The following is a 23,452-nucleotide window of genomic DNA, read 5'->3' on the forward strand; positions in this document are numbered from 1 at the left end:
CTTGCCTCTGGGGCAAATTTTTTGCCCCAGAGGCAAGAACTGGACCGGATGGTCAGCGGTGCGCCACCGCCTGCTTGATCAGGGTCCGGCCGAAGTCCCACATCAGCCCGCCCCCGGTGTGGGCGTCGTCCATGACGTCGGTGAAGGCCTCGACGAAGCGGTCGACGTCCTGGTCCGTGACGACCAGCGGCGGGATCAGCTTGATCACCTCCAGGTGGTCGCCGGAGACCTGGGTGAGGATCCGGTGGCGCTGGAGCAGCGGCACCACGACCATCTGCGCGAACAGGCCCTTGCGGGCCGCCTGGAGCATCGCCCAGCGGCTGCGCAGCTTCAGCGAGGTGGGCCGGCCGAACTCGATGCCGATCATCAGGCCCCGCCCGCGCACGTCGGCCAGCAGCTCGTACCTCTCCGTCAGCGCGGCGAGCCGCCCCTTCAGCCGCTCGCCCACCGCACGCGCGTGCGCGACGACCTGCTCGTTCTCCATGACGGTCAGTACGGCCAGCCCCGCCGCCATGGCCTGCGCGTTGGAGCCGAAGCTCGCCGAGTGGACCAGCACCCGGTCCATGGACGAGTAGACCTTCTTGAAGATCCAGTCCCGGCCCAGCGTGGCGCCGACGGGCACGTACCCGCCGGACAGGGCCTTGGCCACGCACACCAGGTCCGGCTCGACGCCCTCCTCGTGCTGGTAGGCGTAGAAGTCGCCGGTGCGGCCCAGGCCGGTCTGCACCTCGTCGGCGATCAGCAGCGCCTTGTGCCGGTGCAGCAGCTCCTGCGCGGCGCGCAGGTAGCCGGGCGGGGCCTCGTGGACGCCCTTGCCCTGGATCGGCTCGACGATCAGGGCGGCCACGTCACCCTTGCGCAGCTCGCGCGCGAGGGCGTCGAGGTCGCCGAGCGGTACGGCGGTGTCGGGCAGCAGCGGCGCGAAGCCGTCGCGGAAGCCGGACTCGCCGTTGACCGACAGCGAGCCCGTGGTCAGGCCGTGGAAGGCGTGCTCGCAGTAGAGCACGCGCGGCCTGCCGGTGGCGTAGCGGGCGAACTTCAGCGCGGTCTCGACCGCCTCCGTGCCGCTGTTGCCGAAGAACACGCGGTCCAGGTGCGGGCTGTGCGCCAGCAGCTTCTCGGCGAGCAGGCCGGGCAGCGGCTGGCAGTCGAACCGGGTGAGGTCGGCGAGGCCCAGGTCGAGGACGTCGTGCAGCGCCTTGCGGACGACGGGGTGGTGGCGGCCGAGGCCCATCACACCGAAGCCGGCGAGCATGTCGAGGTAATCGTGGCCCTCGGCGTCGAAGAAGTGGGCGCCCTCGGCGCGCTCGTAGACCTTGTCGAAGCCGATGGTGCGCAGCATGCGCGGCAGTTGCGGATTGAGGTACTTGCTGTGCAGTTCGTAGCGTTCGGCTCCGCGGTCGGCCAGCAGCGCGCCGAGGTCGAAGTCCCCGGGGGTCGCCGACGGCGACGAGGGGGACGGGGACGCGGATTCCGCGGTGGTCATGCGTGGGTCTCCTTGGAGGGCTTCGCGTCGGCGGGGGGCTGCTGCGCCGGGGGGTGTGCGAGCGGGGCGGGGGTCGCGGGCGGGCCGTCGGCGGCCTCGGCGCCGTCGGTCCCGTCGGCCCGCAGGGCGAGGCTCGCGCTGATCCGGCCGGCGATCTCGACCGGGGTGAGTCCGATGTCGGCCAGCACCTCGCCGCGCTTGGCGTGGGCGAGGAACTGCTCGGGGATGCCGAACCGCCGTACGGGGACGTCGACCTCGGCGTCGCCGAGGGCCAGCGCCACCGCCGAGCCCACGCCGGCCGCACGGCTGTTGTCCTCCACGACGGCCACCAGGCGGTGTTCGGCGGCGAGGTGGGGCAGGGCCGGGTCGACGGGCTTGACCCAGCGCGGGTCGACGACGGTGCAGCCGGTGCCCCGGCCCTGGAGCAGGTCGGCGGCCTGCAGGCAGACCGGCGCCATCACGCCGACCGCGACCAGCAGCACCTCGGGCCGCTCGGCGCGGTGCAGCACGTCCAGGCCGCCGACCCGGTCCACGGCCGGGACCGGGGGGCCCACCGACTCCTTGGGGAAGCGCACCAGCGTCGGCGCGTCGTCCACGGCGACGGCCTCCCGCAGCTGGAGCCGCAGCTGGTCGGCGTCGCGCGGCGCGGCAATCCGCAGGCCCGGCACCACCTGGAGCACGGACATGTCCCACATGCCGTTGTGGGAGGGCCCGTCGACGCCGGTGACCCCGGCCCGGTCGAGGACGAAGGTCACGCCGCACTTGTGCAGCGCCACGTCCATCAGCAGCTGGTCGAAGGCACGGTTGAGGAAGGTGGCGTACACCGCGACGACGGGGTGCAGCCCGCCGGTGGCCAGGCCGGCCGCGCTGACGGCCGCGTGCTGCTCGGCGATGCCCACGTCCCACACCCGGTCGGGGAACCGCTCGGCGAAGGCACCGAGGCCGACGGGGTGCAGCATGGCGGCGGTGAGGGCGACCACGTCGTCCCGCTCCTCGCCGATGCGCACGATCTCCTCGCCGAACACCGACGTCCAGGACGGTCCGGTGGCCGGGGTGAGCGGCTCGCAGGTGCGCGGGTCCATCACGCCGACGGTGTGGAAGTGGTCCTCCTCGTGGGCGAGGGCGGGCTCGTAGCCGCGGCCCTTCTCGGTGAGGCAGTGGACCAGCACGGGGCCGTGGAAGCGCTTGGCGCGGCGCAGCGCCGACTCCAGCGCCCCGATGTCGTGCCCGTCGATGGGCCCCACGTACTTCAGGCCCAGGTCCTCGAACATGCCCTGCGGTGCGAAGGCGTCCTTGAAGCCCTTCTTCGCGCCGTGCAGGGACTCGTAGACCGTGGCGCCGACGACCGGGGTGCGCAGCAGGACGCCCTTGCCCCAGGCGAGCACCTTCTCGTAGCCGTCGGTGGTGCGCAGGGTCGCCAGGTGGTTGGCGAGGCCGCCGATGGTGGGCGCGTAGGAGCGCTCGTTGTCGTTGACGACGATGACCAGCGGCCGGTCCCGGGCCGCCGCGATGTTGTTGAGCGCCTCCCAGGCCATGCCGCCGGTCAGCGCGCCGTCGCCGGTGACCGCGACGACGTGCCCCTCCTCGCCCCGCACCTGGCGGGCCTTGGCGAGGCCGTCGGCCCAGCCGAGGACGGTGGAGGCGTGGCTGTTCTCGATGACGTCGTGCTCGGACTCCTCGCGGGAGGGGTAGCCGGACAGGCCGCCCTTGCCGCGCAGCTTGGAGAAGTCCTGACGTCCCGTCACCAGCTTGTGCACGTAGCTCTGGTGGCCGGTGTCCCACAGGATGCGGTCGGCCGGCGACTCGAAGACCCGGTGCAGCGCGAGGGTCAGCTCCACCACCCCCAGGTTGGGCCCGAGGTGTCCCCCGGTCCTGGCCACCGCCTGGACGAGGAACTCCCTGATCTCCGTGGACAGTTCACGCAGTTCCGCGTCGGACAGCGCCTTCAGGTCGCGTGGTTGCCGGATGCTCTCCAGAATCGTCACGCTCGGGCCCCCTTCGGTCCGTGCTGTTCAGCTCACGGTGACGGCCGGCTCCCCCGGGGCGACGCCGTCCTGTTCCCCCTGCTCGGCGATGCGCATCGCCTCGCCGAGCAGGGTCTCGACGATCCTCGACTCGGGCACGGTGGCGATGACCTCGCCCTTGACGAAGATCCGCCCCTTGGCCCCGCCCCCGACCGCCACCGGCCCGACGTGGATGCGCCGCGACACGCGCCGCGCGGCGATCGGCCGGGCCGGTACCTCGGGGACGCCGAGGGGGACGGCGGTCACGGCCTCACTCCCGGTTCCCGGAGACCGTCTCGCGCATGGCCCTCAGCGACTCCTTGAGTGAGCCCATGGTGGCGAGGACGGCGGTGGGCTCGTAGCCGCAGTGCGCCATGCAGTTGGCGCAGCGCGGGTCCTTGCCGCGGCCGTACTTGTCCCAGTCGGTCTTCTCGATCAGCTCGCGGTACGTCGGCACGTAGCCGTCGCTCATCAGGTAGCAGGGGCGCTGCCAGCCGAAGAGGGAGTAGTTGGGGATCGCCCAGGCGGTGCAGGGGAAGTCGACCTTGCCCTCGAGGAAGTCGAGGAACAGCGGGGAGTGGTTGAGCCGCCAGCGGCGCCGGTTGCCGCCGGAGAAGGCCTTCTTGAACAGCTCGCGGGTCTGCTCCACGCCCAGGAAGTGCTCCTGGTCGGGCGCCTTCTCGTAGGCGTAGGCGGGCGAGATCATCATCTCGTCGACCTGGAGGTCGTCGTTGAGGAAGTTCAGCACCTCGATGATGGTCTGCGGGGTGTCCGTGTTGAAGAAGGTCGAGTTGGTGGTCACCCGGAAGCCGCGCCGCTTGGCCTCCTTGATGGCCGCCACGGCCTCGTCGAACACGCCCTCCTTGGCCACCGACTCGTCGTGCCGCTCGCGCAGCCCGTCGATGTGCACGGCGAAGGCGAAGTACGGCGAGGGCGTGAACTTGTCCATCTTCTTGCGCAGCAGCATGGCGTTGGTGCACAGGAAGACGTACTTCTTCTTCGCCACCAGCTGGCGCACGATCTCATCGATCTGAGGGTGCATCAGGGGCTCGCCGCCGGCGATGGACACCATCGGCGCACCCGACTCCAGCACCGCCCCCACGGCCTGGGCGACCGGCATGCGCTGCTTGAGCACCCCGGCGGGGTGCTGGATCTTGCCGCAGCCCTCGCACTTGAGGTTGCAGGCGAAGAGCGGCTCGAGCTCCACGATCAGCGGGAACTTGTCGCGCTTGCGGAGCTTCTGTTCGGCAAGGTATGTAGCGACCTTGATGGACTGGCGCAGCGGCATGGCCATCGGGCTCACCTCCGGGGGAGCAGCACATTACGGTGCCATTCGAAAAAAGTAGGAAGCACGGATCGAAGGACGCGGAAAGCCGATATTCCACCGCGTACCGTGCCGATCCGGACGAGTTCATGTTCTGGAGCGTCCACGACCACACGGACGGCCGCAACCGGGCGCCCGCCGGCGCGCACGGCGGTCAGCAGCGTGGCCGCGGACTCCATGTCCACCGCGATGGCGCCGGTGGCCCGCAGCGCGGACCGCTCGGGACCGCGCACCACGTGGTCGGAGCCGGTCAGCGGGCCGGTGTGGACGGTGCGGCCGGGCAGGGTGCGCCCGAGTTCCTTGACGAGCAGCTCGGTGGCGACGCACGGGACGGTCCCGCGCGGGTCACGGGTCTCCTCGGCGACCACCAGGTCGCCGGGGTGCATGCCGGGGGCGAGGCCCGCGCAGAAGCCGGTGGCGAGCACCGCCGCCCCCTGGAGCGCCGGGTCGGCGAGGACCCGGGTGACGGACCGCTCGGCCGCCTTCGGCCCCATGCCGGTGCGCAGGACCGTGACGGGCCCGCCCGCCCCGTCGCGGTCGCCGGTGCGCAGGGCGAGGTGCTCGATGCCGAGCGCGCAGGCGACCAGCAGCGGCGGGACCGGGGCGGGCAGCGCTCCCATCAGCCGGCCTCGGCCTCTGCGACGGACGTGGCGGCCGCCGCCGGTTGCTGAGCGGTCCTCGGCTTGACGGCCTGGTTGGCGAACGGCTCGCCATGGACGTACCGGCCGAGCGCGGTGAGCGGGAAGACCTGACGGTAGAGGTGGTAGTTGATGGAGAAGTCCCAGGGGAAGCCGGTGCCGGTGAAGTACGGCTCGTCCCAGCTGCCGTCCTCCCGCTGGGTGCGCGCCAGCCACGCGACGCCGCGCTCGACGGCCCGGGACTCCCGCTCCCCCGCCGCCAGCAGCGCGAGCAGGGCCCACGCGGTCTGCGAGGCGGTGGAGGCGCCCCGGCCGCTCCACCGGCCCGGGTCCTGGTAGGAGCGCAGGTCCTCGCCCCAGCCGCCGTCGTCGTTCTGCACCCGCTCCAGCCAGGTCACCGCGCGCCGGATCGCCGGGTGGTCGGTGGGCAGTCCTGCCGCGGTCAGCGCGGGCACCACCGAGCCGGTGCCGTAGATGTAGTTGACGCCCCAGCGCCCGAACCACGAGCCCTCGGGCTCCTGTTCGGCGAGCAGCCACTCGATGCCGCGCCGGGTGCGCGGGTCGTGGGCGTAGCCCTCCACGGCGAGCATCTCCACGACGTGCGCGGTGACGTCGGCCGAGGGCGGGTCGATGACCTCGCCGAAGTCGCAGAACGGCAGCCGGTTGGGGAACGGGCTGGTGTTGTCGACGTCGAACGCGCCCCACGCGCCGTTCCTGGACTGCATGCCGAGGTTCCAGCGGACCCCGCGCGCGATGGCGTTCTCCACGCGCTCCGGGTCGTGGTGGCGCACCCGGCGCAGCGCCAGGACCACCTCGGCGGTGTCGTCCATGTCCGGGTAGTTGTCGTTGTGGAACTCGAACGCCCAGCCGCCCGGCGGGAGTTCGGGCCGGCGCACGGACCAGTCGCCGGGCCGGACGACCTGCTCGCCGAGCATCCAGTCGGCGGCCTTGACCAGTTGCGGGTGATCGGCGGGCAGGCCGGCGTCGGCGAGCGCGATGGTGGCCAGGCAGGTGTCCCACACCGGCGACTGGCACGCCTCGATCATCCGGGCGCCGTCCTCGCGCCACACCGCGTAGCGGTCCAGGGACTCCAGACCGGCCCGCATCACGGGGTGTTCGAGGTCGTAGCCGAGGAGGTACAGCGCGATGACCGAGTACACCGCGGGCGGCTGGATGCCTCCCCAGCAGCCGTCGTTCTCCTGCCGCTCGATGATCCAGCGGGCCGCGGAGTTCAGGGCCGCCCTGCGCAGCCGGCGCACCGCGACCGACCGGTAGCCGCGCACGACCTTGTCGAGCCGCTGGAACACGCCGTCCCAGCTCGCCAAGGGCGCCGGCGGCCGGGGCGGGTTGGGACGGGCCGGGTCGGTGTGCAGCTCGTCCAGCGGGAAGGGGGCCGGGCGCACCGGGCGCTTGGCCGAGACGACGGTGAGCGGCACGATCGTCTGGCGGGCCCAGCAACCGAAGTTGTAGATGCTGAGCGGGAACCACTTGGGGAAGTAGAGGAGCTCCGGCGGCAGTTCGGGCAGGTCCTCCCACTTCCACCAGCCGAACAGCGCGAGCCAGATGCGGGTGAAGACGCGGGCCGCCGCGATACCGCCCCGCTCGCGGACCCAGGCGGACGCCTTCGCCATGTGGGGGGCGTCGGGGGTGTCGCCGGCCAGGCGCAGGGCGACGTAGGCCTCGACGGTGGCGGACAGGTCACCGGGGCCGCCGTAGAAGGTGGCCCAGGCGCCGTCCTCGCGCTGCTCCCCGCGGATGAAGAGGGCGGCGGCCCCCACGGTCGCCTCGTCCAGGATCCCGAGGAACTGGCGCAGCAGGAGGTCCTCGGCGTCCATGGTGACGTTCGTCTCGAGGTCCCCCTTCCACCAGCCCTGGTCGTCCTGGCGGGAGAGCAGGAAGTCGGTGGCGCGCCGCATGGCGCGTTCGGCGGCCCGGGGGACCCCGGCCGTCTCGTCAGTGGTGATGCGGGTGGTGTCGCTGGCCGAGGCAGCGCGGGGCGGGAGGGCCCCGGTGCTTCCGTCGGTCGTCGCTGTCATGGCTTCCCCTTCGTGCAGTCGTGCAAGTCGTGCTGCTGTGGGTCCGCCGTCGGCCGGTGCTGAGGGTCGGCGCCCAGGGGCACCGGCCGGCGACTACGCGAGGGTTATTCGACCGATAGTGATCATCTCTTTCGTACGACGACGAAGTCGGCGAGTGCCGTGAACCGGGCCCGGACCTCGCCGGGCATGTCGACGGCGTCGAGGGCTTCGATGGCGATGGTGTGCTGACGGCGGGCTTCCCCGGCGGTCCACTCGCGGCCGCCGGCCTCCTCGATGAGCCGCGCCCGGGCCGCGAACTCCTCCTCGGAGAAGGTGTCGAAGTCGCTGCTCTTGGCATCGGCGGCGAGGATGTCGCCGAGCCGCTCGGAGGCGCCGCCGCCCGCCGCGAGGGCGGCCACCACCGGCAGGGACTTCTTGCGCTGGCGCAGGTCGCTCCAGGTCTGCTTGCCCGTGGACTCCGGGTCGCCCCAGATGCCGAGGAGGTCGTCGACGGCCTGGAACGCCAGGCCGAGGTGGTAGCCGTACTTCTCCAGGGCGTCGGCGGTCGCGTCGTCGGCGCCGCCGAGCACCGCGCCGATGGAGCTGGCGCAGGCCAGCAGGGCGCCGGTCTTGTTGCCCTCCATCTCCAGGCACTCCTCGACGCTGACGCGGTCGCGGTGCTCGTAGGAGATGTCCTGGGCCTGGCCGTCGATCAGGGCGCGGCTGGCGCTGGTCAGCCGGCGGGTGGCGCGGCCGGCCTCGACGGTGCCGAGTTCGAGCAGGACCTCGTTGGCGAGGGCGAACAGGGCGTCGCCGACCAGGATCGCCTGGGCGGGGCCGTGCACCTTCCACACGGTGTCGCGGTGGCGGCGCTGTTCGTCGCCGTCCATCAGGTCGTCGTGCAGGAGCGAGAAGTTGTGCACCAGCTCGACGGCGACCGCGCCGGGCACGCCGGTCTCCGGCCGGGCGCCGGTGACCTCGGCGGACAGCACGGCCAGGGCGGGGCGCACCGCCTTGCCCCCGTCGCCGTGCACGGGGTTGCCCTGGGCGTCGATCCAGCCGAAGTGGTAGGCGGCGACCGTGTCCATGGGCGGCGCCAGGCGGTCGACGGCCGCCCGCAGCACCGGGGTGGCCAGGGTCCGGCCGCGCTCCAGCAGCGCGGACACGTCCACCGCGGCAGTCGTGGCCGGGGGCACAGGGGGCACTGTTTCTCCTCTTGTTGCGGTGCCGGAGGTACGGGGGCCGGGCCCACGCAGATCGGCTGTCATGCGGCCTCCCCGAAGAACTCCGGGAGGCGGTCGCGGGACCGGCCCAGGGCGCCGAGCGCGGCGTCGGCCGCGCTCACGCCGCTGCGGACCGCACTCTCCATGGTCGCGGGCCACCCGGTGGCGGTCCACGCCCCGGCCAGGTACAGGCCGGGTGCCTTGGTGCGGGCGCCGGGCCTGAGCCGTGCGGCGCCGGGGGCGGGGGCGAACGTCGCGGTGCGCTCCCGGGTGACGAAGAAGTCCCGCACCCCGGCGCCGCGGGCCGCGGGCAGCAGCCGCTCCAGCTCCGGCAGGTAGCGCTCGCGCAGGACGGCCACGGGGGCGTCGATCTCGTCCTGCGCGGCCGACTGGGACACCGCGAGGTACTGGCCCTCGCGCAGCCCGGAGGCGTCGGTGCGGTCGAACACCCACTGCAGGGGGGTGCCGAGGGCCGCGACGAAGGGGGCGGCGAGCACCTTGCGGTCGTAGACGACGTGCACGTTGAGGATGGGCGCGGTGCCGAGGGCGAGCAGCCGCTCGGGGGCGTCGAGGGCCCCGGCCGGCAGCAGGTCGTGCGTCTCGCGCTGGGGTACGGCGAGGACGACGGCGTCGGCGTGCAGCGTCTCGCCGGGAACCTGAACGCTCCAGCGCCCGTTCTCGTTCCGGGAGAGGGAGGTGACGCGTGTACGGACCTCGGTGCGCACGCCCGCGGAGTCGAGCGCCTTGCGGGCCAGCCGGTCGTGCAGTTCGCCCAGCGGCACGCGGGCCCAGCCGATGTCGGCCGCTCCCGGGTCGGACAGCAGACCGGTCTTGAACACCATCGCGGCGAGGGCGAGCGAGGCGTCGCCCGCGACCGCGTTGAGGGTGGCGACCCCGACCAGGTCCCACAGGGCCTCCACGGCGCGCGCGGACTGGCCGTGGGCGGTGAGCCAGCTGCCGAAGTCCTGCGTGTCCAGCGCCGGATCGGTGAGGTCGAGGGCCTTGAGCGCGAGTGCGGCCCGGCCGACCCGGGCGCGTTCGGCGAGCGAGAGGTGCGGGTACGTGGCGAGACCGCGCCCCAGGTGGAGGGGCACGGGCAGGGCGTCGCGCCGCAGCCTGCCGAGCCGTCGGCCCTCGGGCTTGGCCACGTCGACCACGGGCACGTCCAGGCGGTCCTGGAGCGGGGCCAGCGCGCTGCCCTCGATCCGGTCCAGGAACCACCGGTAGGCGGTGCAGCAGCGCAGGTAGACGTGCTGGCCGTTGTCGACGGTGAGGTCGCCGCGCCGGAAGGAGAAGGCCAGGCCGCCGAGCCTGGGTCTGCCCTCGAGCAGGGTGACGCGCACCCCGGCGTCGGCGAGGGCCAGCGCAGCGGTGATCCCGGCGAGCCCGCCGCCGACCACGACGGCGTCGCGGCCGGTGGTCCCGTCGCCCGGGCCGCCGCGGCCCGCGCGCGCCGAGGCGTCGGCGATCGGTGCCCCGGGCGACTGCGTGCCGTCGCTCATCGTGCGTCCTCCCCTGCCTGCCGGTCGTGCTGCGGACACCCTGCACGACCGACCGATGTCCTCAGGGACGCCGCGCCGCAGCGCGGGGTTGCGTGCCGCGCCGCGCCGGTGGGACCGTCCGGGCCCGCTGCGTCGCCCGGCGCGCCCATCAGGTCCGCCTCCGGGCGGCCTGCCGGGCGGGCGAGCGGCGGGAGACGTGCCGGGTGTCCAGGCCGGACAGGCCGCGCACGGCGACGTAGGCCTTCTCCCGGCCGGGCAGCGAGACCCGGCCGCGCAGGACGGCCTCGGGGTCGCGTTCGATGCGGTCCAGCAGGCGGCGGTAGATGCCGGCCATGGCGGCGACACAGGCCCCGCTGCGCCGGTCGAGCAGCGGCAGCAGCCGGTAGCCCTCGGCGAACAGGGCGCGGGCGCGGCGCACCTCGAAGTGGACGAGGCCCGTGAAGTCGGAGCCCTCGGGCGGGGTGGGCCCGTCGAATCCGGCGGAGCAGCCGAACTTCGCCAGGTCGTCCGACGGCAGGTAGGTGCGGCCGCCCTCGGCGTCCTCGCGGACGTCGCGCAGGATGTTGGTGAGCTGCAGGGCGAGGCCGAGGGTGTCGGCGTACTCCGCGGCGCGCTCGGAGCCGCGCGCGCTGCCCTCGGTGCCGAACACGCCGAGGGAGAGCCGGCCGATGGCGCCGGCCACGCAGCGGCAGTAGACCTTCAGGTCGTCCCAGGTCTCGTAGGTCTCGCCGCGCACGTCCATCAGGACGCCGTCGATCAGCTCGTCCAGGCCGCCGAGCGGGATCGGGAAGGCGCTCGCGGCGTGGCTGAGGGCGACCGCGACGGGGTCGGTGTCGTCCTCCTCGACCTTGCCCGCGCGGACCCGGTCGAGCAGGGTCCGGGTGTCCTCGAGCCGGGCGACCTTGACGTCGGCGGCGAGCGCGCCGTCGCCGATGTCGTCGACGCGCCGGGAGAACGCGTACAGCGCGGACATCGCCCGGCGCTTGGGTGTGGGCAGCAGCCTGATGCCGTACGCGAAGTTGCGGGCCTGCTGCCCGGTGACGGCTTCGCAGTAGCTGTAGGCGGCGAGTACCGGTGCGGACGCGGGTGGCGGAGACTCCACGGTCCGGATCACCCCTTTCCTCGCAGGGTCACGCCCACCTCGCGCAGCAGCCGGAGCTTGCCGGGCTTCGGCGGGCCGGGAAGGACGTCGTACTGGGCGGCGGCGATCGCGTGGACCGCCGCCCTTCCCCCCGCCACGAACCCCGCGAGCAGCAGTCTGAGCCTGCCGGTGACGCTACCCACCAGGGGGGCGCCTTCATTCAGGAGATCGAGGGCGCGTTGCGCCTCGTACGCGACCAGGGCGCGCACCGATGCGCTCGCGCCGGCCATGGCGAGATCCGCCTCCTGGACGTGAAAACGCTTCATGTCCTCGGCGGGCAGGTAGATGCGGTCGCGGCCGAGGTCCTCGGTCACGTCCTGGAGGTGTTCGACGATCTGCAGCGCGGTGCAGACGGCGTCGGAGCGGCGCACCCGCTCGGGGGTCGAGGTGCCGGTGACGGCGAGCACGAGCCGGCCGACGGGGTTGGCGGACAGCTCGCAGTAGGCCAGCAGGTCGTCGTAGGTCTCGTAGCGGGAGACCACCTGGTCCTGGCGGTTCGCGGCGATCAGGCCGAGGAACGGCCCCGGGGTGAGCGAACGGCGCCGGACGGTCGGCTGGAGGCGGCGCAGCAGGGGGTGGCGGGGGGTGCCGTCGAAGACGCGCCGCAGGTCGGCCTCGAACGCGTCCAGCAGGACCAGCCGGTCCCCGGCCCGGTCGGCGGGCACGCCGAGCAGGGCGGCGTCGGCGCCGCCGGGGGCGAGGTCGCCGTCGCCGATGTCGTCGACGAGGCGGGCGAAGCCGTAGACGGCCATGAGGTCGTCGCGCCAGTCGCGGGGCAGGAAGAAGGGGGCCACGGGGAAGTTCTCGTGCGCGGCCTTGTCGAGGGTGTCCCGCTCGGGGTCACCGGTGCGCGTGGTGGGTCCCGTCATGGTGCGCTGCCCGGGGCAGGGACGGCACGTGCTGTGTCGAGCTGGGGAGTCTCCGTAGCCATTGCCGTCACATCTCCCGTTCTACACCGCCGACCCAATACACACTATTTCGGACACGCCGCCCGGCCGCCCGCCGGGCAGCCCGGCCCGAGGGTGTCGCGCATTATCGCCCCACTTGCCGCCTTTCGGGACCGGTACAGCTTACGTTGTACAACGCATCGGTGATCGCAGGGGTGTCCCGCACATCACAACAACACACCGATTGACGTCAAGATTCCTATGGACGGCGGGAGTTGACGTTTCCTTTGCAGACGCGGAGCCGCGCCGGGCAGTTCCGGCGGGGCCCCGGGCGTGTCGGTGCGGCGGCCGGCCACGCGCCCGGGGACCCGGTGCGGTCAGCCGCGGCCGTACTTCTCCTCGGCCTGCCAGAAGAACAGGAAGCCGCCGAGCGCGACGAGCACCGCCCAGCCGCCGGCGACGGCCCAGACGTGGTCGGGCAGGTTCTCGGCGCCGTACCCCTCGATGAGCGCGAAGCGCATGAGGTCCATGTACAGGGCGGCCGGGTTCCACTGCAGGACGTTCGCGATCCACTGCGGCTTGTCGGCGAGGAACACCGGGATGGAGAACATCACGCCCGAGGCGTACATCCAGGTGCGCATCACGAACGGCATCAACTGCGCCAGGTCAGGGGTGTGCGCCCCGGCCCGCGCGAGGATCATCGCCAGTCCGGAGTTGAAGCAGAACTGCAGGGCCAGCACCGGCAGGATCAGCGCCCACGACAGGTCCGGGTAGCTGCCGAACCCCACGACCACCAGGAACAGCACGATCATCGAGTACAGCAGCTGCTGGAGCTGCTGGAGGCAGAACGACAGGGGCAGTGCGGCGCGCGGGAAGTGCAGGGCGCGCACCAGGCCCAGGTTGCCGGAGATCGCGCGCACCCCGGACATCACCGAGCTCTGCGTGAAGGTGAACACGAAGACCCCGGTGACCAGGAAGGGGATGTAGACGTCCTTGGGCATCCCGCGGCCGGCCCCCAGGATCAGCCCGAAGATCATGAAGTAGACGGCCGCGTTCAGCAGCGGCGTCGCCACCTGCCACAGCTGGCCGAGCCGCGCCTGGCTGTACTGGGCGGCCAGCTTCGCCGAGGAGAAGGCCAGGATGAAGTGGCGCCGGTCCCAGAGCTGACGCACGTACGCGGGGACCGAGGGCCGGGCGCCGCTGACGGACAGGCCGTGCTTCGCGGCGAGCTGCGCCGGGGTCAGGGTCTCACTCACAGCTGGAACCTTCGTCTTGCCGGGGACGCCGGGAGGACGCCGTCGGACGCCGGGGGCGTCCTGGGACACCGGGGGGAAGCCGTCGGACGCAGCCTGTCAGATGACCGGGGGCCGACCCAGCCGGGTCAGCCGCCATACGGTGCGCCACTTCATGGGCCGGCGTGGGCCGCAGGACGTGGCCCAGCCCTCGCGGAACCCGCCGAACCAGGCCTTCAGCGCAGGCCGGGAGGGGCGGCGCAGCAGCGTGAGCAGCATCCAGACCCCGAGGTAGACGGGGACCAGCACGGCGGGAAGGTTGCGGCGGGCGAGCCAGACGCGGTTGCGGGCGACCATGCGGTGGTAGACCGCGTGCCGCGAGGGCGCGGTGGTGGGGTGGTACAGCACCATGTCGGACCGGTAGTCGATCATCCAGCCGGCGTCGAGGGCCCGCCAGGCCAGGTCGGTCTCCTCGTGCGCGTAGAAGAACGCGTCCGGCAGGGCGCCCACTTCGGCGAACACCTGGGTGCGCACCGCGTTGGCGCCGCCGAGGAAGGTGGTGACCCGGGAGGAGCGCATCGGGTCCGAGGCGCGCAGCCGCGGCACGTGCCGGCGCTGGGTGACCCCGGTGTCCGGGTCGGCGATGCGGAAGCTGATGATGCCGAGCTTGGGGTCCTCGGCGAAGGCCCGCCGGCAGAGCTCGGCGGTGTCGTGGTGCGCGAGCAGCCCGTCGTCGTCGAGGAACAGCAGGACGTCGACGTCCCGGCCGCTCGGCCCGAACGCCTCGATGCCGACGTTGCGGCCGCCGGGGATGCCGAGGTTCTCGGGCAGCTCGACGGTCCGCACGCCCTCGGGGACGTCGGGGACCGGCGAGCCGTTGCCGACCACGACCACCTGGACGGGGTCGCCGTCCTGCTTGGCGACCGAGTCCAGCAGCGCGCGCAGCTCGTCGGGGCGGTTGCCCATGGTGATGACGACCGCGCCGACCTTCAGGGAGGAGGAAGCCATCGCACTCACCGCAGCCTGCTCGACGCGAGGATGGACACCAGGTGCAGCACGGTCTGCACCAGCGCGATCCCGGCGAGCACGGCGGTGCCGAGCCGGGTGAAGAACAGGTCGCCGCGGGCCGCGTCGGCGATCGCCAGGACCAGGATCAGCAGGGACGCCTCGATGCCGAGTACCAGCCGGTGGAACTTCAGCGCGGCGGCGGCGCGGCGGGCCAGCGCCATGCCGGAGGAGCGCATCTCGGCGGCGGCCTCCTGCACCGGCGGCCGGCCGGTCTGGTGCCGGGCGACGCCGACCAGGTCGGTCTCCGCCTTGATCAGGATGGCGCCGAGCGCGGCCAGGGTGCCGAGGAAGGCCCACAGCCAGTCGATGCGTCCGCTGCCCCACAGGTCGGCGGCGCGCAGCCCGAGGCCGACCAGCACGGCCGCGTCGGTCAGGTAGGCGCCGACCCGGTCGAGGTAGACCCCGCCGAGCGAGTACTGCTTCTTCCAGCGGGCGATCTCGCCGTCGACGCAGTCCAGCAGCAGGTACAGCTGGACCATCAGCACGCCGAGCAGCGCGCCCGCGATCCCCGGCACCAGCAGGGCCGGGGCCGCGAGCACGCCGCACACGGTCATCAGGTACGTGAGCTGGTTGGGTGTGACCCTGGTGTTCACCAGGTAGCGGTCGACCCGCAGGGACACCTCACGCATGTAGAGGCGCCCCATCCAGTGCTCGCCGCTGCGCCGGTCCTTCACCCCGGCGGGGTGGACGACCGGACGGAGTTCAGCTACCGATGGCCTTGACATAGTCGGCGTAGACGTCCTTGATCTGTTCGGTTTTCAGGTCGAGGTGTTCGAGGATCGTGTAGCGGCCCGGTCGGGTCTCGGGGGCGTACGCCACGACCCGGACGAACTCCTCGGTGGTGAAACCGATCTCGTCCGGCAGCACGGGCAGTCCGTGCCGGCGCAGCACCCCGGCCATGTGGGCCGACTCCTCGTGGGCTCCGCGCAAGTACATGGCGAACGCGGCGGCCAGGCCGCACTGCTCGCCGTGGGCCGCCGCCCGGCGCGGGTACAGCAGGTCGAACGCGTGGTTGATCTCGTGGCAGGCGCCGGAGCAGGGGCGGGAGTCGCCCGACACCGACATCGCGATGCCGCTGAGCACCAGCGCCTCGGCCAGCACCTGGAGGAAGTCAGTGTCGCCGACCCCGCCCGGGTGGCGCAGCACCGCCTCGCCCGCCTGCCGGGCGATCGCGGCGGCCAGGCCGTCGATCTTCTCGCCCTTGACGCGGTGGGCGAGCTCCCAGTCGGCGATCGCCGAGACGTTGGAGACGGCGTCGCCGATCCCGGCCCGCACGAAGCGGACCGGGGCCTCGCGGATGACGTCGAGGTCGATGACGACCGCGATCGGGTTGGGCACGCCGTAGGAGCCGCGGCCCGCGTCGTTGTCGAGGGTGGCGACCGGCGAGCACAGGCCGTCGTGCGCGAGGTTCGTCGGCACGGCGACCAGGGGCAGGCCGAGGCGGGCCGCGGCGAACTTGGCGCAGTCGATGATCTTGCCGCCGCCGAGGCCCACCACCGCGTCGTAGTGGCCGGCCTTCATCTCGCCGGCCAGGCGGACCGCGTCGTCGAGGGTGCCGCCGCCGACCTCGTACCAGGTGGCGCCGGGCAGGGTGGGGGCGATCCGCTCGCGCAGCCGGGCGCCGGAGCCGCCGCTGACGGCGACGGCGAGGCGGCCGGAGTGGGAGATGCGCTCGTCGGCGAGCACGCAGCCCAGGTCGTCGAGGGCGCCGGGGCGGATGTCGACGACGAGCGGGGAGGGGATCAGCCGGGTCAGTACTGGCACGCGATCTCCCGTCCGCGGGCGAGGTCGTCGTGGTTGTCGATCTCCACCCACGGCACGTCGCCGATCGGCGCGACGTCGATGCGGAAGCCGCGGTGGACGAGCTCCTGGTAGCCGTGCTCGTAGAACTGCTGGGGGTCGGTCTCCCAGACGGTCTTGAGGGCGTCGGCCAGTTCCGGGGCGGCGTCGCCCTCGATGAGGGTGACGCCGATGTACTCGCCGGTGGCCTCGGCGGGGTCCATCAGCTTGGTGATCTTCGTCATGCCCCGGGCCGGGTCGACGACGACCTTCATCTCCTCGTCCGCGAGGGACTTCACGGTGTCCAGGGCGAGGATGATCCGCCGGCCCTCGCCGCGGGCGGCGAGCAGGGTCTTCTCCACCGAGACCGGGTGCACGGTGTCGCCGTTGGCGAGGATCACGCCGTCCTTGAGGGCGTCACGGCCGCACCACAGGGAGTAGGCGTTGTTCCACTCCTCGGCCTTGTCGTTGTCGATCAGGGTCAGCCGCAGCCCGTACTTCTCCTCCAGCGCCGCCTTGCGCGCGTACACGGCCTCCTTGCGGTAGCCGACGATGATCGCGGCCTCCGTCAGGCCGACCTCGGCGAAGTTGGCGAGGGTCAGGTCGAGCACCGTGGGCTCGCCCTCTATGCCCGCGGGCCCCACCGGCACCAGCGCCTTGGGCAGGCTGTCGGTGTAGGGGCGCAGACGCCGTCCGGCGCCGGCCGCCAGCACGAGGCCGATCATGCGGGTTCTCCTTCATCGTGTACGGCCGGGGCGCCACCCTGGTGGGCGGCGACCCAGAAGCGGATGCTCTCGACGAGCACCACGAGGGCGACGGCCACGGCCAGGACCGTGAGCGCGACCTTGAACTGCGCCGCGGTGAGCAGTGCGGCGAGGACGGTGACGAGCAGCGTCCGCCCCTCCTGCCCCCCGACGGCGCGCACCAGCCAGGCCGGCGGCGCTCCGGCGTCACCGCGGATGCGGTACACCGTGTCGTAGTGATGGTAGGCGACGGCGGCCACCAGTCCGAAAGCCGCCGGTAGCGCTCCGTTAACGTCCGACTTCGCCGCGAGGATCAGCACGGTGCCGTACTCGGCGGCGCGGAACAGGGGCGGGACGAGCCAGTCGAGGGCGCCCTTGAGGGGGTGGGCGACGGCCTCGGAGGACAGCAGCACGTAGACGACGGCGCACAGGACGACCGACCAGCCCGGTCCGTCGATCCAGGCGGCGAGCGGCAGGAGCACGGCTCCGGCCACGGCCCACAGCAGCGCCGGGAAGCGCCCCGCGGGCAGGACCCGCGCCAGCAGCTCGGCGAGGGGGCCGTTGTCCGCCAGGTCGGCCAGGGCGCGCGCTGCGCGATCGGTGCGCTGCGCCTTGCGGGTCAGCGACCGCAGCACCCGGCCGGCCGTCGTGTACGTGGCCGCGAGGGCGCAGCCGGCCAGCAGTGCGTAGAAGGTGATCCGCGGGGTGGTGGCCGCGGTCAGAACGGCGATCATGGCCCATCGTTCACCGATGGGCAGCACTATCATCCGGCGCACCCAGACCGTCCAGCCGACGCTGTCGAGCTTGTCGGAGAGGGCGGCGGTCGGGCTGGTGTTCGCCGTGGCGTCGTGGTTGGCCTCGTTGAAGGAGAAGTCGACCACGTGCCGGCAGGTCTGCAGGACCATCGCGCCGAGCGCGAGGGCCCACACGTCGTCGCCGCCGCGGGCCGCGCCCAGCGCGAGCCCCGCGTAGTAGGCGTACTCCTTGGCCCGGTCGAAGGTGGCGTCGAGCCAGGCGCCGAGCGTGGAGTACTGCAGGGAGTAGCGGGCCAGCTGGCCGTCGGTGCAGTCCAGCACGAAGGACACGATCAGCAGGACGCCCGCCGCGACGAAGCCCGCCCGGGTGCCGGTGGCCGCGCAGCTCGCCGCGATCAGGGCGGTGAGCAGGGAGGCGGTGGTGACCTGGTTGGGGGTCAGGCCGCGCCGGGCGCACCAGCGGGCGATGTAGCGGGAGTACGGGCTGATGAAGAAGGTGGTGAAGAAGCCGTCGCGGGCCTTCACGGCCGACTTCAGGCGTACGGCCTCGTCGTCGAGGGCGGCGACCGCCTGCCGCGCCTCGTTGCGGGCCTGGGGGTCGGCGGGGACCGCGGCGACCAGGCTGCCGAGCTCGGGGCGGTGCACCGTGACGCCGTCGGCGTCCAGCGCGGTGACGATCCGGTCGGCGAGGCTGTCCACCCCCGCCGGGTCCCCCACGCTCAGCGTCGTCCGCGCGGGGGTGCCCGCGTGGGCCGTGCCGCCGGCGGCGGAGGTCTCGCGGGCCAGCGCGCGGGTCAGTGCCTGGCGGCCCTCGGCCCGGGCGGTGACGGCGCCGGGGACCGCGGCGAGCGGGAAGCGCGGGTCGGTGAGCCCGAGGCGCAGGGCGTGCGGGTGGCCGACGAAGCGGGCGTCGACGAGGGCGACCCGCTCCTCGCCCGGCACCGCGGCGAGCAGTGCCTCGGCGTCGGCGGGGTCGGAGGCGGTGCGGACGTCGAAGCCGAGGTCCCGCAGGTCCGACTCGATCGACGATCCGGGCACCGGCTGACCGGTGAGGATGGCGGTCGGCAACCGAACTCACTCCCTGTGCGGCGCGTGGCACGCCGGTCGTCTGCGTGGTGGGGGCGCCCCTGGGCGACTCCCGGCGGGCGGCATGTCGGCAGAGGCTATCGGATGCCGGGAAACCGTCGTTCACCGGCCGTTCAGTCCCGATCAAGACCGTCTGCACCGGCCTCCGCCGCGATCATCATCGGTGATCGGTGGTCCCCGCCACAAACCGTGCGGCCCCGGACCCGACATCGGGGACATTGCGCACCGGCCGGGTGCGCGCGCATAGGGTGGACGACCATGACGTGGCTGATCACCGGCGGGGCCGGATACATAGGGGCGCACGTGGTGCGGGCGATGGCGGGCGCCGGGGAGCGGGTCGTCGTCCTGGACGACCTGTCGACCGGGGTCCCCGGGCGGCTCCCGGCGGACGTCCCCCTGGTCCCGGGCCCGCTGTCGGACGGGGCGCTGCTGGAGCGGACCTTCGCCGAGCACGCGGTGACCGGCGTGGTGCACCTGGCCGCGCGCAAGCAGGTCGCCGAGTCGGTGGCGCAGCCGACCCGCTACTACCGGGAGAACGTCGGCGGGCTCGCCACACTGCTGGACGCGGTCGCCGCGGCGGGGATCGGGCGGTTCCTGTTCTCCTCGTCCGCCGCGGTGTACGGCAACCCGGACGTGGACCTGATCACCGAGGACACCCCGTGCGCGCCGGTGAACCCGTACGGCGAGACCAAGCTGGCCGGGGAGTGGCTGGTGCGGGCTGCGGGACAGGCGCACGGCGTCGCGACGACCTGCCTGCGCTACTTCAACGTGGCGGGCGCGGCCGCACCCGAGCTGGCCGACACGGGCGTGTTCAACATCGTCCCGATGGTCTTCGACCGGCTCACCCGCGACGAGGCCCCGCGGATCTTCGGCGACGACTACCCGACGCCGGACGGGACGTGCGTGCGCGACTACATCCACGTGGCCGACCTCGCCGAGGCGCACCTGGCGGCGGCGCGCCGGCTGTCCGCGCCGGACGCGTCCGGGGACCTCACGGTGAACATCGGTCGGGGCGAGGGCGTCTCGGTCCGGGAGCTGGTGACGCTGATCGGCGAGGTCACCGGGGACCGGCGGCCCGCGGTGGTCGAGGGGCGCCGGCCGGGTGACGCCCCGCGGGCCGTGGCGTCGGCCGCGCTGGCCGCCCGGGAGCTGGGCTGGACGGCCCGGCGCGGGGTGCGCGAGATGGTCGAGTCGGCCTGGCGGGGGTGGCGGCTGCACCACGGCGGCGAGCCGGCCGCCCCGGTGGCGACGCGCTGACCTGCGGCGCGGCCCGCCTGCGGGTGCGTCGTTCGTTTCCGCAGGTCACAGCAATGACAACGGTGTTCAGTGCCGCGTTGCCCGATACCCCCCACCCGTAGTTCACTGTGAGCCCGGACGGCACGCGCCCGCCGTCCGGCGACCTTTGGAGGCGGCTTTCCCATGGGGGCTGGGCACGACCACGGACACACGCACGCGCCGGCCGGCGGGACGGCGGCCGCCGCCCACCGCGGCAGACTGCGGGCCGCGCTCGGCATCACGCTGACCGTGATGGTCGTCGAGATCGTCGGCGGGGTGCTCGCGGACTCGCTGGCGCTGATCGCGGATGCCGCCCACATGGCGACCGACGCGCTGGGCCTCGGCATGGCGCTGCTCGCCATCCACTTCGCGGGCCTCCCGGCCACCACGCACCGCACCTTCGGCTACGCCCGCGCGGAGATCCTGGCCGCGCTGGCCAACTGCCTGCTGCTGCTCGGGGTCGGCGGGTACGTGCTGTACGAGGCCGTCCAGCGCTTCTTCACCCCGGCCGGGACCGAGGGCGGCCTGATGATCGTGTTCGGTGCGATCGGCCTGGTCGCGAACTCGGTCTCGCTGACGCTGCTGATGCGCGGCCAGGCGGAGAGCCTGAACGTGCGCGGCGCCTTCCTGGAGGTGGCCGCGGACGCGCTGGGCTCGGTGGCGGTGATCCTGTCCGCGGTGGTGATCCTCACCACGGGCTGGGCCGCGGCCGACCCGATCGCCTCGCTGGTGATCGGCCTGATGATCGTGCCGCGCACGGTGAAGCTGCTGCGGGAGACGCTGGACGTCCTGCTGGAGGCGGCGCCCCGCGGGGTCGACATGGCGGAGGTGCGCTCGCACATCCTGGCCCTGGACGGGGTGGAGGACGTGCACGACCTGCACGCCTGGACCATCACCTCCGGGATGCCGGTGCTGTCGGCGCACGTGGTGGTGCGCTCGGACGTGCTGAGCGCGATCGGCCACGAGAAGCTGCTGCACGAGCTCCAGGGCTGCCTGGGCGACCACTTCGACGTGGAGCACTGCACCTTCCAGCTGGAGCCGGTGGGACACGCCGAGCACGAGGCGCGGCTCTGCCACTGAGGCGGTGACCGGCCTTCCCGGGGCGGGCCGGTCCGGAGTCGCACCGCGGGCCGGCACCCTCGCACGCGTGCCCCCCGCACCACCCTCCCGTAGCGGTTCCCCGCCGGTCCGGCCGGGCAAGATCACCCATCGGGCCCCGCTTCCGGCGCCGTGACACGCCGGGACTGGCGCAGGCGTGCGGCAGACTGGGGTGCGCGAGGACCGAAGCTAAGGATGGGTATGCCGATCACACCTGCCACCGCGACGCACAGCTCGTCGAACGGCACCGCTGACGCGATTCTGCTGGAACTGGTCGACGAGGACGGCGTGACGATCGGCACCGCGGAGAAACTGACCGCCCACCAGCCGCCGGGGCAGCTGCACCGCGCGTTCTCGGTGTTCCTCTTCGACGAGCGCGGCCGGCTGCTGCTCCAGCAGCGGGCGCTCGGCAAGTACCACTCCCCCGGCGTGTGGTCCAACACCTGCTGCGGCCACCCCTACCCCGGCGAGGCGCCGTTCGCGGCGGCCGCCCGGCGCACCTTCGAGGAGCTGGGCGTCTCCCCGACGCTGCTGGCCGAGGCGGGCACGGTGCGCTACAACCACCCGGACCCGGCCTCGGGCCTGGTGGAGCAGGAGTACAACCACCTGTTCGTCGGCCTGGTGCAGTCCCCGCTGCGGCCCGACCCGGAGGAGGTCGGCGACACGGCGTACGTGACCTCAGCCGCGCTGGAGGCGCGGCACGCCGCGGACCCCTTCTCCGCCTGGTTCATGACGGTGCTGGACGCGGCCCGGCCCGCGATCCGCGAGCTGACGGGGCACTCCGCGGGCTGGTGAGCCCGGTCAGGCGCCCCGGTGTCAGGGCGCCCCGGCGGGCTTGAGCGGCAGGGCCGCCCAGATGACCTTGCCGCCGCTCGCGGTGTGCTCGACGTCGCACACCCCGCCCGCCTCCCGGGTGATCTCCCGGACCAGCAGCAGGCCCCGCCCGCCGGTGGCGCTGTGCGGGTTCTCCAGCGCGGTCGGGCGGTAGGGGTGGTTGTCCTCCACCGACACCCGCACCCACTCCGCCCCCACGGCCACCTCCACGGCCAGCGTGGGCGACAGCAGGGCCGCGTGCCGCACCGCGTTGGTCACCAGTTCGGAGACGATCAGCAACAGCGCCTGCACCAGGTCCTCCGAGACGGGCACCCCCTGACGGTGCAGCAGGTCCCGTACGGCGTGCCGCGCCTGGGGCACCGAGGCGTCCACGGCGGGGGCGGTGAACCGCCAGACGCCCTCGTACGGCAGCGGCCGGGGCACCGGGTCGCCCACCGGACCGAGGGGTCCGTCCGTGCCGTCCTCCGGGCGTGGGCCGGGCCCTCGCCCCTGGTTGTCCATCGTCAGTCCGCCACCCTCGCGCTCGGTTGTCACCACGCCTGAAGTGTTGGGAACGAGCCTCCGCCCCCCACCCGACTGAACACAAGTCAGCGGGTATCGAGCGTTTCCGACCCGCCCTGTCCGGCCCGGTCGCCCCGGTGACCGCTTCTGTTCCGGGCGGGCCGCGTTCGCGATCTATTCCGGTTGTACGGGTTTCACGTGGGCGTCGCCCGGCCCGTCCCCGGGACGGGTGTCCCCGGCGAGCCGCTCGGAGACCATGCCGACGATGCGCCGCCCGCCGTAGCCGGTGGCGACCAGGCCCAGCCCGTCGAACAGCAGGGCGAGGGAGAAGAAGGTGCCGATGACGTACTGGCTGCTGCTCGGCCAGTTCGCCAGCACCAGCACGCCGAGCAGCAGGTCGAAGGCGCCCAGCACCAGCGTCCAGCCGAAGTGGGTGCCGCGCACGACCAGGGTGCCCACCAGCCGGAACACGCCGGCGGACAGGAACAGCAGGGCGGCGAACATGCTGAGCGCGGCGGCCGTCGCGTCCGGGCGGCGCACGACGACCACGCCCGCGGCGATGTTCAGCGCGGCCACGATGACGCCGAGCCAGAAGAAGTTGGTGCCGCGCGCCTGGATCGCGTGCAGCAGGCCGACCAGGCCGCCGATCAGCAGCAGCCAGCCGAACAGCAGCATCGACGTGAGCGTGGCCACACCGGCGTAGACGAGCCCGACGAGGCCCGCAGCCACCAGGACGGCGCCGAGCACGGCGAGCCAGCCGAAGCCCCGCTTGAGCTGGGTCGTCGTGTCCCCGGGCGGGGTTGCCGCGGTCATGGCGCACCTCCTGGCGTCGTCCTGCCCCTGCGGGTCCCCTGCCCCGTGG

General features: G+C 73.2%; 21 protein-coding genes and 1 pseudogene. 3 read left to right on the forward strand and 19 right to left on the reverse strand.

Annotation, left to right across the window (positions count from 1 at the left end; translation table 11 throughout):
* Positions 1 to 52: 52 nt before the first annotated feature.
* The 17 genes and pseudogenes from AQJ30_RS14705 to AQJ30_RS14780 all read right to left on the reverse strand — a co-directional run bounded on the left by AQJ30_RS14705 (position 53) and on the right by AQJ30_RS14780 (position 18,864).
* Positions 53 to 1,486 (reverse strand): aspartate aminotransferase family protein, encoded by a 1,434-nt coding sequence (locus AQJ30_RS14705; protein WP_067233463.1) that lies wholly within the window; start codon positions 1,484 to 1,486, stop codon positions 53 to 55.
* Entirely contained in the window at positions 1,483 to 3,471 is a 1,989-nt protein-coding gene (gene dxs / locus AQJ30_RS14710; protein ID WP_079084033.1) for a 1-deoxy-D-xylulose-5-phosphate synthase, read from the reverse strand. The genes AQJ30_RS14705 and dxs overlap by 4 nt, the downstream gene beginning before the upstream one ends.
* A 27-nt stretch (positions 3,472 to 3,498) precedes the next feature.
* Positions 3,499 to 3,765 (reverse strand): annotated as a pseudogene (locus AQJ30_RS14715) (flavodoxin-dependent (E)-4-hydroxy-3-methylbut-2-enyl-diphosphate synthase); the annotation flags it as partial.
* Positions 3,761 to 4,783: an adenosyl-hopene transferase HpnH gene (hpnH, locus tag AQJ30_RS14720; RefSeq protein WP_067233465.1), complete on the reverse strand. Its 1,023-nt coding sequence runs from the start codon at positions 4,781 to 4,783 to the stop codon at positions 3,761 to 3,763. The gene hpnH and the pseudogene AQJ30_RS14715, both read right to left, overlap by 5 nt.
* A 5-nt stretch (positions 4,784 to 4,788) precedes the next feature.
* Positions 4,789 to 5,433: a phosphorylase family protein gene (locus AQJ30_RS14725; RefSeq protein ID WP_067233466.1), complete on the reverse strand. Its 645-nt coding sequence runs from the start codon at positions 5,431 to 5,433 to the stop codon at positions 4,789 to 4,791.
* Positions 5,433 to 7,487, reverse strand: coding sequence for a squalene--hopene cyclase (shc, locus tag AQJ30_RS14730; RefSeq protein WP_067233468.1), 2,055 nt, complete (start codon positions 7,485 to 7,487; stop codon positions 5,433 to 5,435). The genes AQJ30_RS14725 and shc overlap by 1 nt, the downstream gene beginning before the upstream one ends.
* 122 nt (positions 7,488 to 7,609) lie before the next feature.
* Positions 7,610 to 8,734, reverse strand: a complete 1,125-nt coding sequence (locus tag AQJ30_RS14735; protein ID WP_079084034.1) for a polyprenyl synthetase family protein — start codon at positions 8,732 to 8,734, stop codon at positions 7,610 to 7,612.
* Positions 8,731 to 10,191, reverse strand: a complete 1,461-nt coding sequence (gene hpnE / locus AQJ30_RS14740) for a hydroxysqualene dehydroxylase HpnE (RefSeq protein WP_079084035.1) — start codon at positions 10,189 to 10,191, stop codon at positions 8,731 to 8,733. Before hpnE ends, AQJ30_RS14735 begins: the two co-directional genes overlap by 4 nt.
* The gene (locus tag AQJ30_RS40120; RefSeq protein WP_356399132.1) at positions 10,188 to 10,340 is read right to left on the reverse strand and encodes a DUF6380 family protein; all 153 of its coding nucleotides are present in this window, start codon (positions 10,338 to 10,340) and stop codon (positions 10,188 to 10,190) included. Before AQJ30_RS40120 ends, hpnE begins: the two co-directional genes overlap by 4 nt.
* Positions 10,340 to 11,305 carry a presqualene diphosphate synthase HpnD gene (hpnD, locus tag AQJ30_RS14745; RefSeq protein WP_067233471.1) on the reverse strand — a complete coding sequence of 322 codons (966 nt, stop codon included), beginning with the start codon at positions 11,303 to 11,305 and terminating at the stop codon, positions 10,340 to 10,342. The genes AQJ30_RS40120 and hpnD overlap by 1 nt, the downstream gene beginning before the upstream one ends.
* On the reverse strand, positions 11,302 to 12,201 hold the full coding sequence (gene hpnC / locus AQJ30_RS14750; protein ID WP_067233473.1) for a squalene synthase HpnC: 900 nt from the start codon (positions 12,199 to 12,201) through the stop codon (positions 11,302 to 11,304). The genes hpnD and hpnC overlap by 4 nt, the downstream gene beginning before the upstream one ends.
* Before the next feature lie 395 nt (positions 12,202 to 12,596).
* A complete protein-coding gene (locus AQJ30_RS14755; RefSeq protein WP_067233475.1) occupies positions 12,597 to 13,475 on the reverse strand; it encodes an ABC transporter permease in 879 nt (292 codons plus the stop codon).
* 96 nt (positions 13,476 to 13,571) lie between these two features.
* The gene (locus AQJ30_RS14760) at positions 13,572 to 14,459 is read right to left on the reverse strand and encodes a glycosyltransferase family 2 protein (RefSeq protein ID WP_067233477.1); all 888 of its coding nucleotides are present in this window, start codon (positions 14,457 to 14,459) and stop codon (positions 13,572 to 13,574) included.
* 5 nt (positions 14,460 to 14,464) lie between these two features.
* Positions 14,465 to 15,244, reverse strand: a complete 780-nt coding sequence (locus AQJ30_RS14765) for a CDP-alcohol phosphatidyltransferase family protein (protein ID WP_079084037.1) — start codon at positions 15,242 to 15,244, stop codon at positions 14,465 to 14,467.
* A complete protein-coding gene (locus tag AQJ30_RS14770; protein ID WP_067233479.1) occupies positions 15,222 to 16,283 on the reverse strand; it encodes an iron-containing alcohol dehydrogenase family protein in 1,062 nt (353 codons plus the stop codon). The genes AQJ30_RS14765 and AQJ30_RS14770 overlap by 23 nt, the downstream gene beginning before the upstream one ends.
* Positions 16,271 to 17,023, reverse strand: coding sequence for a phosphocholine cytidylyltransferase family protein (locus AQJ30_RS14775; RefSeq protein WP_067233480.1), 753 nt, complete (start codon positions 17,021 to 17,023; stop codon positions 16,271 to 16,273). The genes AQJ30_RS14770 and AQJ30_RS14775 overlap by 13 nt, the downstream gene beginning before the upstream one ends.
* Entirely contained in the window at positions 17,020 to 18,864 is a 1,845-nt protein-coding gene (locus AQJ30_RS14780; protein WP_079084038.1) for a DUF5941 domain-containing protein, read from the reverse strand. Before AQJ30_RS14780 ends, AQJ30_RS14775 begins: the two co-directional genes overlap by 4 nt.
* 276 nt (positions 18,865 to 19,140) lie before the next feature.
* On the opposite strand from AQJ30_RS14780, the gene galE reads away from it, so the two are divergent.
* From galE to idi, 3 genes are all read left to right on the forward strand, one after another.
* Positions 19,141 to 20,139 carry a UDP-glucose 4-epimerase GalE gene (galE, locus tag AQJ30_RS14785; RefSeq protein ID WP_067233482.1) on the forward strand — a complete coding sequence of 333 codons (999 nt, stop codon included), beginning with the start codon at positions 19,141 to 19,143 and terminating at the stop codon, positions 20,137 to 20,139.
* A 162-nt stretch (positions 20,140 to 20,301) separates the two neighbouring features.
* Complete coding sequence (locus tag AQJ30_RS14790) at positions 20,302 to 21,237, forward strand: cation diffusion facilitator family transporter (RefSeq protein WP_067233484.1); 936 nt, start codon at positions 20,302 to 20,304, stop codon at positions 21,235 to 21,237.
* A 219-nt stretch (positions 21,238 to 21,456) separates the two neighbouring features.
* Entirely contained in the window at positions 21,457 to 22,050 is a 594-nt protein-coding gene (gene idi, locus AQJ30_RS14795) for an isopentenyl-diphosphate Delta-isomerase (RefSeq protein ID WP_067233486.1), read from the forward strand.
* Between the two features lie 21 nt (positions 22,051 to 22,071).
* Here the strand turns inward: idi and AQJ30_RS14800 are convergent, their stop codons facing one another.
* Both AQJ30_RS14800 and AQJ30_RS14805 read right to left on the reverse strand, forming a co-directional pair.
* Positions 22,072 to 22,590: an ATP-binding protein gene (locus AQJ30_RS14800; protein ID WP_067233487.1), complete on the reverse strand. Its 519-nt coding sequence runs from the start codon at positions 22,588 to 22,590 to the stop codon at positions 22,072 to 22,074.
* A gap of 174 nt (positions 22,591 to 22,764) precedes the next feature.
* Complete coding sequence (locus AQJ30_RS14805) at positions 22,765 to 23,403, reverse strand: HdeD family acid-resistance protein (RefSeq protein ID WP_067233489.1); 639 nt, start codon at positions 23,401 to 23,403, stop codon at positions 22,765 to 22,767.
* Between the last annotated feature and the right edge of the window lie 49 nt (positions 23,404 to 23,452).

The sequence above is a fragment of the Streptomyces longwoodensis genome (assembly GCF_001514125.1).
GTDB classification, from domain to species: domain Bacteria; phylum Actinomycetota; class Actinomycetes; order Streptomycetales; family Streptomycetaceae; genus Streptomyces; species Streptomyces longwoodensis.